Origin of the sequence: Pseudomonas sp. PvP100, from assembly GCF_017833055.1 — a bacterium.
Taxonomy (GTDB): Bacteria; Pseudomonadota; Gammaproteobacteria; order Pseudomonadales; family Pseudomonadaceae; genus Aquipseudomonas; species Aquipseudomonas syringae.
On sequence record NZ_JAFIBO010000001.1, the window covers coordinates 3,621,307 to 3,637,323 of the forward strand.

At 59.5% G+C, this 16,017-nt stretch carries 15 protein-coding genes; 9 read left to right on the plus strand and 6 right to left on the minus strand.

The features are described from left to right. Positions 1 to 20 precede the first annotated feature (20 nt). Both JOE39_RS15425 and trmA read left to right on the plus strand, forming a co-directional pair. Entirely contained in the window at positions 21 to 1,316 is a 1,296-nt protein-coding gene (locus JOE39_RS15425) for an NCS2 family permease (protein ID WP_003396212.1), read from the plus strand. Then, complete coding sequence (gene trmA, locus JOE39_RS15430) at positions 1,313 to 2,398, plus strand: tRNA (uridine(54)-C5)-methyltransferase TrmA (protein ID WP_134942718.1); 1,086 nt, start codon at positions 1,313 to 1,315, stop codon at positions 2,396 to 2,398. Before JOE39_RS15425 ends, trmA begins: the two co-directional genes overlap by 4 nt. A 173-nt stretch (positions 2,399 to 2,571) precedes the next feature. Here the strand turns inward: trmA and JOE39_RS15435 are convergent, their stop codons facing one another. Both JOE39_RS15435 and JOE39_RS15440 read right to left on the minus strand, forming a co-directional pair. Further along, entirely contained in the window at positions 2,572 to 3,057 is a 486-nt protein-coding gene (locus tag JOE39_RS15435; protein ID WP_003313822.1) for a hypothetical protein, read from the minus strand. Continuing rightward, complete coding sequence (locus JOE39_RS15440) at positions 3,057 to 4,187, minus strand: DUF3383 domain-containing protein (RefSeq protein ID WP_161421146.1); 1,131 nt, start codon at positions 4,185 to 4,187, stop codon at positions 3,057 to 3,059. Before JOE39_RS15440 ends, JOE39_RS15435 begins: the two co-directional genes overlap by 1 nt. A gap of 502 nt (positions 4,188 to 4,689) precedes the next feature. On the opposite strand from JOE39_RS15440, the gene JOE39_RS15445 reads away from it, so the two are divergent. From JOE39_RS15445 to JOE39_RS15465, 5 genes are all read left to right on the plus strand, one after another. Further along, positions 4,690 to 5,121, plus strand: coding sequence for a Bro-N domain-containing protein (locus JOE39_RS15445; protein WP_003340777.1), 432 nt, complete (start codon positions 4,690 to 4,692; stop codon positions 5,119 to 5,121). Between the two features lie 138 nt (positions 5,122 to 5,259). Further along, positions 5,260 to 6,546, plus strand: a complete 1,287-nt coding sequence (locus JOE39_RS15450; RefSeq protein WP_024684132.1) for an MFS transporter — start codon at positions 5,260 to 5,262, stop codon at positions 6,544 to 6,546. 170 nt (positions 6,547 to 6,716) lie between these two features. Continuing rightward, positions 6,717 to 7,610 carry a neutral zinc metallopeptidase gene (locus JOE39_RS15455; protein WP_003313827.1) on the plus strand — a complete coding sequence of 298 codons (894 nt, stop codon included), beginning with the start codon at positions 6,717 to 6,719 and terminating at the stop codon, positions 7,608 to 7,610. A 4-nt stretch (positions 7,611 to 7,614) separates the two neighbouring features. Next, positions 7,615 to 8,604: a hypothetical protein gene (locus JOE39_RS15460; protein WP_003313828.1), complete on the plus strand. Its 990-nt coding sequence runs from the start codon at positions 7,615 to 7,617 to the stop codon at positions 8,602 to 8,604. A gap of 407 nt (positions 8,605 to 9,011) precedes the next feature. Beyond that, positions 9,012 to 9,959, plus strand: coding sequence for an IS110 family transposase (locus tag JOE39_RS15465; RefSeq protein WP_210077340.1), 948 nt, complete (start codon positions 9,012 to 9,014; stop codon positions 9,957 to 9,959). Between the two features lie 105 nt (positions 9,960 to 10,064). Here JOE39_RS15465 and JOE39_RS15470 read toward each other — a convergent pair whose 3' ends face one another. The 3 genes from JOE39_RS15470 to JOE39_RS15480 form a co-directional block, all read right to left on the minus strand. Continuing rightward, the gene (locus JOE39_RS15470) at positions 10,065 to 10,655 is read right to left on the minus strand and encodes an HAD family hydrolase (RefSeq protein ID WP_003392094.1); all 591 of its coding nucleotides are present in this window, start codon (positions 10,653 to 10,655) and stop codon (positions 10,065 to 10,067) included. Next, positions 10,652 to 11,521 carry an acyl-CoA thioesterase II gene (tesB, locus tag JOE39_RS15475; protein WP_003392093.1) on the minus strand — a complete coding sequence of 290 codons (870 nt, stop codon included), beginning with the start codon at positions 11,519 to 11,521 and terminating at the stop codon, positions 10,652 to 10,654. Before tesB ends, JOE39_RS15470 begins: the two co-directional genes overlap by 4 nt. Before the next feature lie 139 nt (positions 11,522 to 11,660). Next, the gene (locus tag JOE39_RS15480; protein ID WP_003313831.1) at positions 11,661 to 12,230 is read right to left on the minus strand and encodes a GNAT family N-acetyltransferase; all 570 of its coding nucleotides are present in this window, start codon (positions 12,228 to 12,230) and stop codon (positions 11,661 to 11,663) included. A gap of 120 nt (positions 12,231 to 12,350) precedes the next feature. Between JOE39_RS15480 and JOE39_RS15485 the strand changes: the two genes are divergently transcribed. Both JOE39_RS15485 and JOE39_RS15490 read left to right on the plus strand, forming a co-directional pair. Continuing rightward, entirely contained in the window at positions 12,351 to 13,268 is a 918-nt protein-coding gene (locus tag JOE39_RS15485; protein WP_057445506.1) for a histone deacetylase, read from the plus strand. Between the two features lie 106 nt (positions 13,269 to 13,374). After that, the gene (locus JOE39_RS15490; RefSeq protein ID WP_210078676.1) at positions 13,375 to 14,613 is read left to right on the plus strand and encodes a TIGR03862 family flavoprotein; all 1,239 of its coding nucleotides are present in this window, start codon (positions 13,375 to 13,377) and stop codon (positions 14,611 to 14,613) included. Between the two features lie 42 nt (positions 14,614 to 14,655). On the opposite strand, the gene JOE39_RS15495 is transcribed toward JOE39_RS15490, so the two are convergent. Beyond that, positions 14,656 to 15,984, minus strand: coding sequence for a DEAD/DEAH box helicase (locus tag JOE39_RS15495; protein ID WP_003340788.1), 1,329 nt, complete (start codon positions 15,982 to 15,984; stop codon positions 14,656 to 14,658). Positions 15,985 to 16,017: the final 33 nt, after the last annotated feature.

Here is a 16,017-nt window from a genome sequence, read left to right on the forward strand (position 1 = left end):
CGCGTCACGGAGAGCCAGACATGCTGGAAAGGCTGTTTCAACTCAAGGCACACAACACCAACGTGCGAACCGAGATTCTTGCGGGCGTCACGACTTTCCTGGCGATGGCCTACATCCTGTTCGTCAACCCGAGCATCCTCGGCGAAACCGGCATGGACAAGGGCGCGGTATTCGTCGCCACCTGCCTGGCAGCGGCCATAGGCTCGACGGTGATGGGCCTGATCGCCAACTACCCGATCGCCCTGGCACCGGGCATGGGCCTGAACGCCTTCTTTACCTACACCGTGGTCCTGCACATGGGCCACAGCTGGCAGGTAGCGCTGGGCGCGGTGTTCATTTCAGCGGTGATGTTCTTCATCCTGTCGATCTTCCGGATCCGTGAATGGATCATCAACAGCATTCCCCTGCCCCTGCGTTCGGCGATTGCGGCCGGTATCGGCCTGTTTCTGGCGCTGATCGCCCTGCATAACGCCGGTATCGTGGTCAGCAACCCGGCGACCATGGTCGGCATGGGCGATCTCAAGCAGCCCGCCCCGGTACTGGCGACGCTGGGCTTCTTTCTGATCGTGGCCCTGGACTACCTCAAGGTGCGCGGCGCCGTGCTGATCGGCATCCTAGCGGTGACATTGGTGTCCATCGCCTTGGGCTTCTCGCCGTTTGGCGGAGTGGTGTCGATGCCGCCTTCGCTGGCACCCACATTCATGCAACTGGACATCATGGGTGCGCTGGACGTCGGTCTGGTCAGCATCATCTTCGCCTTCCTGTTCGTCGACATCTTCGACAACTCCGGCACCCTGATCGGCGTGGCCAAACGCGCCGGGCTGATGGGCAAGGACGGGCACATGCCGAAGATGGGCCGTGCGCTGATCGCCGACAGTACTGCCGCGATGGCCGGCTCCCTGCTGGGCACCTCGACCACTACCAGCTACATCGAGTCGGCGGCGGGCGTCAGCGCCGGTGGCCGCACAGGTCTGACTGCCGTGGTGGTCGCCGTGCTGTTTCTGCTGGCGCTGTTCTTCGCTCCACTGGCCGGCAGCGTGCCCGCCTTCGCGACCGCACCCGCGCTGCTGTTCGTCGCCGTGTTGATGGCGTCCGGCATGGCGGAAATCGACTGGGATGACATCACGGTCGCAGCGCCAGTAGTCATCACTGCTCTGGCCATGCCATTCACCTACTCCATCGCCAACGGCATTGCCTTTGGCTTCATTTCCTGGACAGCGATCAAGCTGCTGTCGGGACGCTGGCGCGAGCTGAATTCGGCGCTGGTGATCCTGTCGATCCTGTTCGTGATCAAGCTGGGCTGGTTCAACGCATGAGTGTTCCCTTCGACCCTGCGAGCTACGACCGTCAGCTCGAAGAAAAAACCGTCCGCCTGCGCGAGTTGCTGACACCGTTCGATGCACCCGAGCCGCAGGTGTTCGACTCGCCACGCGAACACTATCGGTTGCGCGCCGAGTTCCGCCTGTGGCGCGAAGACCAGAAGCGCTACTACGCGATGTTCGCGCCGGGCGACAACAGGACGCCGATCCTGCTCGAAGGCCTGCCGATCGCCAGCGAGCGCATCAACGCGCTGATGCCGGTGCTGCGCGAGCGCTGGGAAGCCAGCCCGACGTTGAACCACAAGCTGTTTCAAGTGGACTTCCTGACCACGCTGGCAGGCGACGCGATGATCACCCTGTGCTATCACCGCCCGCTGGACGCCGAATGGCAGGCCGCAGCCGAGCAACTGGCCGCCGAACTGGACGTCAGCCTGATTGGCCGCTCCAAGGGTCAGAAGCTGGTCATCGGCCATGATTACGTGACCGAGAAGCTCGACGTGGCTGGCCGCACCTTCAGCTACCGGCAACCGGAAGGCGCTTTCACCCAGCCCAACGGCACGGTGAACGGCAAGATGCTCAACTGGGCCTTCGATGCGCTGGGCGAGCGGCAGGACGACCTGCTGGAGCTGTATTGCGGCAATGGCAACTTCACCCTGCCGCTGGCCACCCGCGTGCGCAAGGTACTGGCGACCGAAATCAGCAAGACCTCGGTCAATGCGGCGCTAAGCAACCTGGATGACAACGGCGTGGACAACGTCACACTGGTGCGCCTGTCCGCCGAAGAACTGACCGAAGCCCTGAACGAAGTGCGCCCGTTCCGCCGTCTGCACGGTGTGGACTTGAAGAGCTACGATTTCGGCAGCGTGTTCGTCGACCCGCCCCGCGCCGGCATGGACCCGGACACCTGCGAACTGACCCGGCGCTTCGAGCGCATTCTGTACATATCCTGCAACCCGGAAACCCTGGCCGCCAACATCGCCCAACTGCACGACACCCACAGGGTCGAGCGCTGCGCACTGTTCGATCAGTTTCCGTACACCCACCACATGGAATCGGGCGTGCTGCTGGTTAGGCGCTGAGGCCCCTCTGACTGACTATCTTGCCGACGCTCTGCGTCGGCATGTAGTTCTGGACGCTTCGCGTCCTATCGTTTCTCGCTTCCTATCTAGCACCAGAAAAATAAATATAGTGGCAGCTCAGCCGCGCCCCAAGCGACCCTCGATATTTACCTGGAGATTCTTAATCTCTATAGTTACCAGCACCCAACCAATCGCTCCATAACAGTATTTCGTGCCGATATAGAAGCAAGGGCCTTTTCATCAACTTCCTGAACACCATCGCAAAAACGGTAAACCTTAAAACTTTCACTAAAGACTGAGATTAGGCGCATGAACAAGAAACCATCAACTTCCACGCCCCCCTCGTCCAGTTCGAGTATGAGCAGCGCTTTGTACTGACCCGCATTACGCAAGGTTTTGCCATCGTGTTGAAAATAGTCCTCAAGCGCCTGACCTCTGAGTATTTCCATCCTGATCCAAGGTTCACTTTCTTGCTGAGTACTCCATTGTTTATTGACCTCCCATTTATTTATCTTCAAATCTAGAAAACTGCAGGCACTTAAAAGTTCTTCATCTTGAACATACGAGACCGGTACATCGCCCCATGCCTGGAGGATCAAATTTTCTCTTTCGGGCAACACGCCACCCGATTCCAGAGCAACAGCGTATTTATCAGTCATTACATATTCCCCGTTTCCTGCAAGCGTTTCAGACCTTTCTCCGCATTCCGGATCAACTCATCTCTTACGGACTGAGGCAGGCGTTTAAAGGCTTTATCGATCTGAGGGGCCAGCGGCTTGGAAAGATCGGGCCTGAAATCCACGATGGAGTCTTTTCCCCCACCCGATTGTATTTGAAGCTTACCATTGGGTTCGATATCAACGCGTAACAGCCGTTTGCGTCCGTTTATCACAGCCTCTACAGGCTGACCAATAGTTTCACTCGCTTTGATTATGCCTTTTGCATTTTCTAGGTTCTTTTCGCCTTCACGGTTAGAGTACGGTACGGGGGTAAAAGCGTCTTGAGCATCCAGCGTACTCTTGCTCGACCACGGCCTCTGCAAATCAGGTCGCTTCTTCAGTGCATCCTCATGCTTCAGCATCCACTGCCCCAGTCGTTCGCCTCTGGGGCTGGCTCGCATTTCCTGCGCGAGAAGGCGTGCGTCGCCTCGGCCACGTGTCAGGTATTCAACCATCGCGCCCAACAACAGCAGCACGACTTCCACGTGCCCTTTCGCGATGTCTTGAGTGGCGCTGTTCTGGGCGTAAGGATCGTCGCTCATGAACGGGTTTAGCCCTTGTTCGCGAGGCCCTTGCCATGCTGTTTTGATGCCGCTCAAGTAATAGCCGACGATGCGCGGGAATCCATCGACCACGTACTCGGCGATGGACTTCAGACCCAGCACTCCCAAAATGAAGGTACTGGTCTGTAATCCCAGCGCAGTGCCGAGAGCGCCACCGGGATAAGCACCTACCCCGAAGAAAGCTGAGCCAACCCCTGCGCCTATCAAGCCTCCGGTAAAGGCACTGCCCACTGCAATCATGGCCGTCTGGGCAACAACATTGATCAAATCCTTGATGATGCTGGCGATGTCGAGGTCCGAAAAACGCTGTACCAATATGCGACCAGCCTCCCATTCAGCGAGGTCGAATGCCCTTCTTACGCAATCAAAACGACGAATGATCAGCGATCGCGAAGGTGCAGGTTCGTTACGTTGATTGCGAAAGTGGCCGCCTGGCTGATACCCCATGTCGTGGTTCAGCCTTTGTCGCAGCTCACTCCACGAAGGCAGCATGTGGAAAAACAACATTCAGTGTCTCCCTGACAACTCTTGATACAGCCCATTACCAATGGAACCTACCAGAAGGCATGCAAGAGTTTTGGGGCTACACATCAAACCCGTGAAATTCGGAAAGTTCTTACAACGCGCCAACTTGCTCAAATGTCCTTCGAGCGCTGTGCCTCTGGCTGGACATCGTTGAGCCTCATTTGTGGGAATAAGCAGCTACAACATGTAGGACTAATCTGATCCCGCGGTTGACTACTTGTCCACACGCCAACCCCACTCTAGTCTACGTGCCGTCGCTGCTGAATCAGCGGCCGGATTTAGCGATCCGAACCATCAAAAGCATCAGTGCACCGCAATCGGCCTCACGCATTACAATGCGTGAGTGCTTGTTATGGTGACTGTGTGTGGGAGGCCTTCGGGTCTGCCGGTTTCTTTGATGGCCGGTTCGCTAACCTGCGCACAGTCGCCACCCTGTTGTTTAGCGACGACAGCTGGTGACTCAACATCAAAGACTGAGTGCCCCATGAAGACCGACCCGAAACTTATCCTTTGCACCGACTGTGTAGAACCCCTGATATTCATCCGCCATCACCGTGCGCTGCGGGCGGTACGCTTGGGGTATCAATGCTGGTTTTCCCTGCAGGACATGGCTCGGCTGATGGGCAAGGCGCTGGACGAGCGCTCGACCCGTAAACTGGACAGCGATCAACACCGCCATGTGTGGCTGCACAGTCATGGCGAATGGCAAAAATGCCTGATGATCAGCGATTCAGGCATTTACGCGCTATTGGTGCATCACTACGTACCGGAAAACCGCGCATTGCGCCTATGGCTCAGCAGCGAAGTAATTCCGACGCTACGTAGCGAATTCACACCGCCTGCACGTCACATTACGGTGGTCTGGTGGCGTCGAATGCTTGGCCTGCCGCCTGCAAGAGAAAAATTCGCCGCGTGAGCACTCTGCATAAGGAGCAAGGGTGCATCTGTTCATGCTCATCACTGCGAAACTGTCAGAATATTTATTAGCTTCCTATCGATACGCTGGGGTATAAACCAAAAACCTGAATCAGCTGCTTCAATGGGATCCTTTTTCTTGAGCTCCGAGTCTTCCGCGCCTTCTGCCCCGGTCAAGTTGTCCAGCCAGCCCGGTTTCGTCAGTTTTATCCTCTCGCGTCTGATGGCCGTGTTTGCCATGCAGATTCAGGCGGTGGTCGTTGCCTGGCAGGTTTATGACATGACCCGCGAGCCAATGGCGCTGGCCTATGTGGGTCTTGCTCAGTTCATTCCCATGTTGCTGCTGTTGATGCCTGCCGGGGATCTGATCGACCGCTACAACCGCAAGGTCATCCTGATGCTCAGTTGGGGTGTGCAGGCGATCTGTGGCGTCATTCTGCTGGTGTTCTCGGCGCTGAAGCTGCAAGACCTGCGGCTGATCTACGGCGCGCTGATGCTGTACGGCTGCGCCCGCGCCTTTACCGGTCCGGCGCTGCAAAGCCTGTTGCCGCAGATTGTCCCGCGCGACCAACTGGCCTCGGCCATCGCCACCAACAGCGTGATCATGCGCTGTTCGACCGTCGGTGGCCCGCTGATCGGTGGCTATCTGTACTGGCTGGGCGGCGCAGAGCTGACGTATTCGGTCTGCGTCGCAGCATTCATTGCCGGCATCCTGTTTCTGGCCCCCGTGGCAACGCCCTTTGCCGGTAAACCGGTGGAACTGGGCTCCAGCGCCTGGGGCCGGTTCACCGCTGGTATTGCCTTCATTCGCTCGCGGCCGATCATCCTTGGCACCATTTCGCTGGACCTGTTCGCCGTGCTGCTCGGCGGCGTAGTGGCGCTGCTGCCGATCTACGCCCATGAAGTGCTGCACCTCGGGCCGCAAGGGCTGGGCATGTTGCGTGCGTCGATGAGCCTGGGTGAACTGGGCGTCGGCATTTACCTGAGCATGCGCCCGTTGCAGCGCAACGTCGGCATGACCATGTTTCTCGCCGTCGGCCTGTTCGGCGTAGCGAATCTGGTGTTTGCACTGTCGACACTGTTCTGGCTGTCGTGCCTGGCCCTGCTGATCGCGGGCGCGGCGGACATGGTCAGCGTGTTCATCCGTTCGGCGCTGGTGCAGTTCTCGACGCCGGACAACATGCGCGGCCGGGTCAATGCGGTGAACATGCTGTTCATTGGCTCCTCCAACGAGCTGGGCGAGTTCCGCGCAGGCACCAGCGCCTCGCTGGTCGGCGCAATCCCTGCCGCAATTCTGGGGGGTGTCTGCACGCTGGGCGTGGTCGGCGCCTGGATGACGGGCTTCAAATCGTTGCGCCAGGTCGACCGTTTTGCCGACGCCTCGCCGCCGGACGTGCTCAACGCGCAGCCCGTGAAACAGGCCTGACAGCGGCAGGTTTCAGCAAAACACAGCCACGGCACAGCTTGCGCGAACCAATCAGCCCCGTTACACCTCTATACCCTCGCATTCTGCACACGACGCTGGCCGAAACTCCGGACTGGCGTATTCGCGTATCAGCAGCGACACTCATTGCACGAAAAGAAGAGGGATCCGACATGCTCTGGAAAAAAGGCCGACGCAGCGACAACGTAGTCGATGCGCGCGATGGCGGCAGCAGTGGCGGTGGTGGCGGTGGCATGCGCATCGGCGGCAAAGGGCTGGGTATCGGCGGCATCGTGATCATCGTCGCCATCGGCCTGCTGACAGGCCAGGACCCGATGCAGATTCTCGGGCAACTGACCGGTCAAGTGACCGAGCAGAGCGCCCCGCCCAGCGCGCAAACGCGTGAAGCGCCGCCGGCCAACGACCAGCAGGCCGAATTCGTGCGCAGCATCCTTGGCGATACCGAAGACACCTGGCGCGCCGTATTCGCTCAGAACGGTCGCGAATACAAGGACCCTACGCTGGTGCTGTTCAGCGGCCAGGTCAACTCCGCCTGTGGTCGCGCCACTTCGGCAACCGGTCCGTTCTATTGCCCGGCTGACCAGCAGGTCTATCTGGACATGGAGTTCTTCCGTGAAATGGCTCAGCGCTTTTCCGCCGCTGGCGACTTCGCTCAGGCTTACGTGATCGCTCATGAAGTCGGGCACCATGTGCAGACCCTGCTGGGCATTTCCGCCAAGGTCGACAAGGCTCGCCAGGCCGGACAGAAAATGGAAGGTGCCAACGGTTTACTGGTCCGCCAGGAGCTGCAAGCGGACTGCTTTGCCGGTGTTTGGGCCTACAACGCACAAAATCGTTTGAACTGGCTCGAGCCGGGTGATATTGAAGAAGCATTGAACGCGGCCAACGCTATCGGCGATGATCGCTTGCAACAGCAAAGCAGTGGTCGAGTCGCCCCAGACTCCTTCACTCACGGCACGTCTGCACAGCGTGTACGCTGGTTCAAGGCAGGCTTTGCCCAAGGTCAAATCAATCAATGCGATACATTCGCCGCCAAGAGTCTCTGAGCACATGATTAAACCGCTTCTGGTCCTGTTGTTGAGCACTGCCTTCGTGAGCCTCGGGGCGCATGCCGAGGATCAAGCGGTCAATTCCATCAGCCCGGATCGCCTCGCCATCAATGGCGCCGAGGCAACCCTCGGGTTGAGCCAGGAGTGGGTACACCCCAAACCGAAGATCGAGCGCGTGGTGATCGTCCTGCACGGTCGCCTGCGCAATGCGCAAACCTATCTGCGCAGCATCGAACGTGCGGCCAACCAGTCCCGAGAGCGCGGCAAGACCTTGCTGATCGCCCCGCAATTTCTGGATGAAAGGGATATCGTTGCGCACCACTTGCCTGACTCGATCCTGCGCTGGCGCCAGAACAGCTGGATGGAAGGCGCAACGTCCACCGATCCCAAGCCGGTCAGCTCGTTCCTGGTGCTGGACCACATCCTCAAGCGCCTGAGCGACAGCAAGCTGTTCCCCAACCTGAAGGAAATCGTCATTGCCGGGCACTCCGGTGGTGCGCAGGTGGTGCAGCGCTACGCGATGATCGGCGGCAAGGAAGACGCCCTGCTGCAACGTGAAGGGGTGAAGCTGCGCTACGTGATCGCCAATCCGTCGTCCTACGCTTACTTCGACGCGGAACGGCCTGAACCGGTAACCGCGCAAAGCTGCCCGAACTTCAACGACTGGAAATACGGCCTCAACAAGATGCCGTTCTACTCGGGCAAGGAAAAGCCGGCTGACATCGAGAAGAATTACGTGAAGCGCGACATCACCTACCTGATGGGCGAGCTGGACACCGACCGCAACCACCCTGCACTGGACAAGACCTGCGCCGCCGAAGCGCAAGGCGCTTACCGCCTGATTCGTGGGCAGAACTACTTCAACTATCTGCAGAAGCGTCACCCGGAAGGGCTGAACCAGCGTCTGGTGATCGTGCCGAAAGTAGGCCACAACGGCGACGGGATCTTCACATCGCCGCAAGGCCAGGCGGTGCTGTTCAAGCCGTTTTGAGTGATCTGGATATAACTATCGTCCCCACGCTCCGCGTTCAGCGCTACATACAAGGTTTAGACCGCCTGGAATAAAGGGCTTCCAGGCTTCTGCCTGAAGGGCGTAGGAGCGAACCGGGCGACGCTTAGTTCGTTCGCAAAGACGGTGTTTCAGTCGATGCATTTTCGGCGCTTATACAGCCCCCTTCGCGAACAAGTTCGCTTGTATGGTAAGACTTGAAGGGAGGAGGAGGGACTTAGTTCGCTTCTGACTGTTCGCGCAGTACAGACCCGTAGGAGATTTCACCCCTCCTCCTTTCACCCAAGCGCCGATAAAGAATGCTTAAGGCTCACAACCTACGATAGAAACAAGCCTGCGCCTCTGTGTGGCCCCTTCAAGTCTGTAAACCTTATCCCCGAGGAGGCGTTATGGCAATGCGGGTTACTCTGGAAAAACCGATCATCGGTGTAGATGTCGCCAAGAATGAGCTGGTGATCTACCACGATCAATATGATCGACTTGAGGCAATCCCCAATACCAAAGTCGCCATCACCCAATGGTTGAAGGCCTTGGCGAGCAGCTGCGCCATCGCCATCGAAGCCACTAACGTCTATCACGTCCTGCTCGCGGATGCCGCCCACGAAGCAGGCTGTGACGTTTATATGGTGGATGGCTATCAGCTCAGTCATTACCGTAAAGGCGTCAACATACGCGCCAAAACCGATGCCCAAGATGCTCGTTTGTTGGCCCGATACCTGAAAAACGAGCTTGATGAGTTGCGGCCCTGGATACCTGCGAGCCCGCTTTATCGGCAGCTTCTGAGCCTGTTCCGACGTCGTGCAGCCTTGGTTCAGGCTCGTACTGGCCTGGTACAAAGCTGGACCAACGAGCCTTTTCTGAGAACAGCGTTCGCCAATCAGGTCAACTCGATGAAACGATTTGAGGCGCTCGTTGAAAAGAAGATTCGCGATGTACTGCAGGAAGCCGGGCTGATGAGGCAGGTCAACCGCTGTATGAAAGTAGAAGGGATCGGCTTTCTGACTGCAGCTCGCTTGGTCACTTCTTTTCAGCGAGGCGAGTTCAGCGGAGCGAACGCCTTTATCGCGTTTCTTGGGCTGGACCTGAGAGTATCCAAATCAGGGCAAAGTGATGGACCTCGTCGATTGACCAAACGCGGCGATCCAGAAGCCCGACGGTTGCTGCACAACGCGGCTATGTCCGGGAGCCGTACGCCGGCCTGGAAGCCTTTTTATGAAGAGCAGAGAAAGCGTGGCTTTAGTACAACTCAAGCGCTGGTCATGCTCTCCCGAAAGTTGGCTCGAGTAGTCTTCGCTCTGTTAAAGAACCAGAGCGAATATCAAACAAAAGTGGCTTGAGGGCTTTCCCAAAACCATAGAATCTCCTACGGCCTTCGGCCAGAATCAAAAGCAGACTTGTGGATAACGATGAGCGCTCCGCATTGGCACGATAAGCAGCTCAGATCACCCCAGCATCCCGCGCAGCTCTGCGCAATCCACCGCGTGCCAGTCAGTCAGCTCTGGCCAGGGGTTGTCCTTCAGGTTGACCAGAATGGTCTTGGCGCCCGCCGCACGGCCGCAGTTCAGGTCATGCATGTAGTCGCCGATCATGACCATCTGCTCCGGCTCGACACTCCAGCGAGTGGCCAGCTGCAGCAAACCTGCCGGGTCCGGTTTGGGAGTCGCCTCGTCGCGGCCCAGTACATCCTCGACGGCAAAGCAGTCATCCAGGCCGATGGCCTTCAAGGTGATATAGGCCAGCTCCTGAGCGTTGCGGGTGAGTATGCCCAGCTGATAACCGCGCGCTGACAACTCGCGAACCAGTTCGACCGCGCCCTCGGCAGGCTGCGAAGCCAGCGCCAGCTCGCGTTCATGCTCCAGCAGCCAGGCGTGCTTGGCCGCCGATTCCTCAGCGGGCAGCGCAGCAAGATGCCCAAGAATGTCGTCGTCCTGGGGGATGCCCAATTCACGTTTGATGGCCGGGAAGTCGTGGATAGGGACGGTCAAGGTACCGTCCATGTCGAATACCCAGTGCCGTATGCCTTCGAGTGTCATGCCCAATCCTTACGATGGCGGATCAGCCCTTCCTGACTGACGGATGCGACCAGTTGCCCGTCGCGGTTGAAGATACTGCCGCGCGAGAAGCCGCGCGAATTGCCTGCCCAAGGGCTGTCCATCGCGTAGAGCAGCCAGTCATCGGTGCGCAGGTCGTTGTGGAACCACAGCGAATGGTCAAGGCTGGCAACCTGCATGTCGCGCTGCCAGACGGTTTTGCCGTGTGGCAGCAATGAGGTGGTCAGCAAGTTGAAGTCAGAGGCGTAGGCGAGCATGTAACGATGCAGCGCCTGCACGTCCGAGAGGCTGCCATCGGCGCGGAACCACACGTATTTCACGGGCTCGCCGGGCTTGGGATCGTACGGATCCTCGGAAGTCACCGGGCGGAACTGGATCGGCTTGGGGCGCAGAAATTTGTCGTGCATCGCTTCGGGAATCAGGTGCGCGCGGCGGGTCAGCAACTCCAGCTCGGACGGCAGGTCTTCCGGGCCGACAATCTGCGGCATCGTCGCCTGGTGCTCGAAGCCCTCTTCGTCGTACTGAAACGAAGCACTGCAGGTAAAAATCGGCTTGCCCTTCTGGATGGCATTGACGTGGCGCGTGCTGAAACTGCCGCCGTCACGTACGCGGTCCACCTGATAGACCACCGGCAAACCGGCATCGCCGGGACGCAGGAAGTAGCCGTGCAGCGAGTGAACATGACGGTCCTCTTCGACCGTCTGACTGGCGGCGGACAGCGACTGACCCAGCACCTGACCACCAAACAATTGGCGAAAGCCCAGATCCTGGCTATGCCCGCGGAACAGGTTTTCTTCAATGGCTTCCAGCGTCAGCAACTCAACCAGATCATCCAGCACTTGGCTCATTCTCATTCCTCTCGTACATCGACTTTGCACTGGTACGGCAACAGCAGTCGCTGCATTTTCCGACAGGCCTCGGGCCCATCCCACTGAAACGGAATGATACAGACTTAAGATGGTTGGCTTAATTCAATCTGCACCCTGATCAAGGCTTCAGCGTCTTGAGCCACTGCTCATGGCTGATCCGGTACAGCACGTGCGGCTTGAGCGGGTGGCCGTCCTCAAGGTTCGGGTGATCGAAACTGCCGGACTCATCCTGCTGCATACCGATTGCCTGCATCACCTTTTGTGACGGCTGATTATTGACCGCCGTGAACGACACGATCTCCTTCAGCTCCAGGCGCTCGAAACCACAGCCCAAGGCGGTCCAGGCCGCCTCGCTGGCAAAGCCCAGGCCCCAGTGGTCATAAGCCAGGCGCCAGCCGATCTCCACGGCCGGTGTAAAAGGCGCCTTGAAACCCACCACATGCAGCCCGGTAAAACCGATGAACTCGCCGGTGTCCTTGCGCTCCAGCGCCCAGAGCCCGAAACCCAGTTCGGCAAAATGACCACGCAGCCGCCCGATCATGGCAGCACTTTCAAGGTGGCTCAGGGGCTTCGGAAAATAGCGCATGACGCGAGGGTCCGCACTCATCCGGGCGAACGCCGGCAAGTCATCGTCACGCCACTGCCGCATCCGCAGCCGGGCGCTATCAAGCTTGAGTATCGGTTCCATCGATTCTCCCGTGTCACGAGACATGAATGGGCTTCAGTGCAGCCGTCCGCTGCGCCACACAACTGGGCGTACGGATACTTTACTGGCACTATCGGGCTTCGGCCCTACAACGGACGCAAAATGTCCCTACCGCTTATCTACCACGAAGACTACAGCCCGGAATTCCCGGCGGATCATCGCTTCCCGATGGACAAGTTTCGTTTGTTGCGCGATTACTTGATCGACAGCGGCCTGACCAGTGACGTTCAATTAATGCGTCCCGAGTTGTGCCCGGCGGACATTCTGGCGCTGGCTCATGACCCTTCCTACATCAGCCGCTACCTTAGCGGTGATCTGTCGCGCGAAGACCAGAGGCGTCTCGGACTGCCGTGGAGCGAGGCTCTGGCACGCCGAACCATCCGTGCGGTAGGCGGCTCGCTGCTGACGGCCGAACAGGCTCTCAAGCATGGCCTGGCCTGCCATCTGGCGGGCGGCACCCACCATGCGCATTATGACTACCCGGCGGGTTTCTGCATTTTCAATGACCTGGCAGTGATCAGTCAGTACCTGCTGCAAAGCGGCCGCGTGGACAAGGTCCTGATCTTTGACTGCGATGTGCATCAGGGTGACGGCACGGCGCGCATTCTGGCCGATACCGAGGACGCCATTACCGTCTCGCTGCACTGCGAAAAGAACTTCCCGGCACGCAAGGCGCAGAGCGACTGGGACATCCCGCTGCCAATGGGCATGGGCGACGCCGACTACCTGAACGTGGTCGACGACCTGCTGAACTACCTGCTGCCGTTCTACAAGCCGGACCTGGTGCTGTACGACGCAGGCGTGGATGTCCACAAGGATGATGCGCTGGGCTATCTGCAGCTCACCGACCAGGGGCTGGCCAATCGCGACGAAGCGGTGCTGCGTCATTGCCTTGGCCGCGACATTCCGGTCATGGGCGTGATCGGCGGTGGCTACAGCAAGGACCGCCAGGCACTCGCAAGGCGCCACGGTATCCTCCATCACAGTGCGCAACGGGTCTGGAACGACATGGGCTTGTGACCCTGCGCGGGACTTCGCCTCAGTCGCAGCGCATGACGTGCGCAACACCTTGAAAGAGCGCTCGGGTAGAATGCCCCACCCCTCTGCTATCGATATTTCGCTGACCATGACCGACCTCGCCCCCTCCACTGCCCGAACCGTCGCCATCATCGGAGGCGGCCCTGCGGGGTTGATGGCAGCAGAAGTGTTGAGCCAGGCCGGACTGAGGGTCGACCTGTACGACGGCATGCCGTCGGTCGGGCGCAAGTTTCTGCTCGCCGGGGTGGGCGGTATGAATATCACCCACTCAGAGCCATACCCGGCTTTTCTGGCGCGCTATGCCGAACGGTCGCCGATGATCGCACCGCTGTTGCGCGGCTTTGACGCTGATGCGCTGTGCCAGTGGATTTATGCGCTGGGCATCGAGACCTTTGTCGGCAGCTCGGGGCGCGTGTTTCCCACAGACATGAAAGCCGCCCCCCTGCTACGCGCCTGGCTCAAGCGGTTGCGCGATGCCGGTGTCACGATTCATACGCGGCATCGCTGGTCGGGCTGGAACGCTGATGGCAGCCTGCGTATTACTCATGCTGACGGTGAACTGGCGATCAAGCCGGCAGCCACGTTGCTGGCGCTGGGCGGCGCCAGTTGGGCGCGGCTGGGGTCGGACGGGGCCTGGCTGCCGTGGCTGCAGGCAAGGCAGGTCGAGGTTGCGCCTTTGCAGGCCGCCAACTGTGGTTTCGAGGTAAGCGCCTGGAGCGACCTGCTGCGCGACAAGTTTGCCGGTGCGCCGCTGAAAAATATCGCGATGGGCCTGCATGGCCATGCCCTGCGTCTGGGCGAATGTGTGCTGACCGCGACGGGCGTGGAAGGTAGCCTGGTGTATGCGCTGTCGGCGCAGATTCGTGAACAGATCAACCTTCACGGCTCAGCGGTTGTGGATATCGATCTACTGCCCGGCAAAGCGCTGACAGACATTCAAAAAGCCCTGAGCAAACCCCGCGGCTCGCGCTCGATGTCCAAGCATCTGCACAGCCAGTTGGGGCTGGACGGCGCCAAGGCAGCGCTGTTGCGCGAGCTTGCGCCTCGTGAAGCGTTTGCCGATCCGCAGCTGTTGAGCGAGGCCATCAAGGCGCTGCCACTGCCCCTGATCAAACCGCGCCCCATTGATGAGGCCATCAGCACCGCAGGCGGCGTTACCTTCGAGGCCATGGACGAGCGTCTGATGCTCAGGCAACTGCCCGGCGTATTCTGCGCCGGTGAAATGATCGACTGGGAAGCACCGACCGGCGGCTACCTGCTGACCGCCTGCTTCGCCAGCGGCCGCGCTGCGGGGTTGGGGATGGTCGAGTGGCTGCAATCGCGCTGATCATGATCGTCGCCACACTCCGCGTTGAATGCGCACTGCGCCTCAAGGCTTCTTCTTGCGCGGACCGGTGTTGAAGACCGGTACTTTACGCACCGGTTTGACCACCGGCGCAGGCTCGGACTCGCCGCTGTCGACCCATTTGCCCAGGTTGCGCTTGCTGCCCGACACCTTGGGTTTCTTCGGTTTCTTGGGCTTTTTCAGGATCTGGCCGCTGGCATCCGTGCTCGGCACGCGATGTTCCGGTTCGAAATCCTGCTCTTCCTTGCGCTCCAGGGTCTGGCGGGTCAGCACTTCGATGGCTGACAGCAACTCAACCTCATCGGCACACACCAGCGAAATCGCCTCCCCCGTCAGCCCTGCACGGCCGGTGCGGCCAATACGGTGGATGTAATCCTCGGCCACGATCGGCAGGTCCAGGTTGACCACGGTCGGCAGGTCATCGATGTCCAGACCGCGCGCCGCCACGTCGGTGGCCACCAGAATCTTCACTTCGTTGCTCTTGAAGCGGTCCAGCGCACGCTGGCGGGTGGCCTGCGGCTTGTCGCCGTGAATGCCGTCGGCGTTCATGCCCAAACCCTGCAAGCGATCCACCAGTTGATCGACGCCAACCCGGGTCTTGGCGAACACCAGCACCTGCCCCCAGCGATGCTTCTTCATCAGATGGATGAACAGATCCGCCTTGCGTTTCTTGTCGACAGTCACGACCCATTGCTTGACCGACGACGCCGCGACGTTGCGCGGGCTGACTTCGATGGTCAGCGGGTCATTGAGCATCTGCGCGGCCAGCAGACGAATCTCGTCGGAGAACGTCGCGGAGAACAGCAGGGTCTGGCGCTGCTTGGGCAACACCGCATAGATACCGCGCAATTCCTCGGCAAAGCCCAGGTCGAGCATACGGTCAGCTTCATCGAGGATCAGCGTCTGCAACTGGGAGAACTTGACCGCGTTCTGGCGGTGCAGATCGAGCAAGCGGCCTGGGGTCGCGACCAGCACGTCCACGCCCCTGCGCAGCTTCATCATCTGCGGGTTGATGCTCACGCCGCCGTAAGCCGCGTAGGTGGTCAGCGGCAGATGCTCGGCGTACTGACGAATGCTTTCATGAACCTGATCGGCCAGCTCGCGGGTCGGCGCCAGCACCAGCGCGCGAATCGAATTGGGCGCGACTTTCGGGCCTTCCATGGTCAGCCGTTGCAGCAGCGGCAGGGCAAAACCTGCGGTCTTGCCGGTGCCGGTCTGCGCAGCAGCCATCAGATCGCGGCCCGCCAGTACCGGAGGAATTGCCTGAGTCTGTACAGGCGTCGGAGTCTGGTAACCGAGCGCTTCGAGGGCGCGCAGCAAGGGTTCGATCAGGCCGAGAGAGGCGAATGTCATGGAAATACCGTAGGAAAGATTCAACGCAAGGCG

Bases quoted from the DNA above. Each gene is read 5' to 3' on its own strand.
- trmA (WP_134942718.1), top strand. From the start codon at position 1,313: ATGAGTGTTCCCTTCGACCCTGCGAGCTACGACCGTCAGCTCGAAGAA.
- tesB (WP_003392093.1), bottom strand. From the start codon at position 11,521: ATGAGCCAAGTGCTGGATGATCTGGTTGAGTTGCTGACGCTGGAAGCC.
- JOE39_RS15425 (WP_003396212.1), top strand. From the start codon at position 21: ATGCTGGAAAGGCTGTTTCAACTCAAGGCACACAACACCAACGTGCGA.
- JOE39_RS15440 (WP_161421146.1), bottom strand. From the start codon at position 4,187: ATGTTGTTTTTCCACATGCTGCCTTCGTGGAGTGAGCTGCGACAAAGG.
- JOE39_RS15460 (WP_003313828.1), top strand. From the start codon at position 7,615: ATGATTAAACCGCTTCTGGTCCTGTTGTTGAGCACTGCCTTCGTGAGC.
- JOE39_RS15490 (WP_210078676.1), top strand. From the start codon at position 13,375: ATGACCGACCTCGCCCCCTCCACTGCCCGAACCGTCGCCATCATCGGA.
- JOE39_RS15470 (WP_003392094.1), bottom strand. From the start codon at position 10,655: ATGACACTCGAAGGCATACGGCACTGGGTATTCGACATGGACGGTACC.
- JOE39_RS15445 (WP_003340777.1), top strand. From the start codon at position 4,690: ATGAAGACCGACCCGAAACTTATCCTTTGCACCGACTGTGTAGAACCC.
- JOE39_RS15495 (WP_003340788.1), bottom strand. From the start codon at position 15,984: ATGACATTCGCCTCTCTCGGCCTGATCGAACCCTTGCTGCGCGCCCTC.
- JOE39_RS15455 (WP_003313827.1), top strand. From the start codon at position 6,717: ATGCTCTGGAAAAAAGGCCGACGCAGCGACAACGTAGTCGATGCGCGC.
- JOE39_RS15465 (WP_210077340.1), top strand. From the start codon at position 9,012: ATGGCAATGCGGGTTACTCTGGAAAAACCGATCATCGGTGTAGATGTC.
- JOE39_RS15485 (WP_057445506.1), top strand. From the start codon at position 12,351: ATGTCCCTACCGCTTATCTACCACGAAGACTACAGCCCGGAATTCCCG.
- JOE39_RS15480 (WP_003313831.1), bottom strand. From the start codon at position 12,230: ATGGAACCGATACTCAAGCTTGATAGCGCCCGGCTGCGGATGCGGCAG.
- JOE39_RS15435 (WP_003313822.1), bottom strand. From the start codon at position 3,057: ATGACTGATAAATACGCTGTTGCTCTGGAATCGGGTGGCGTGTTGCCC.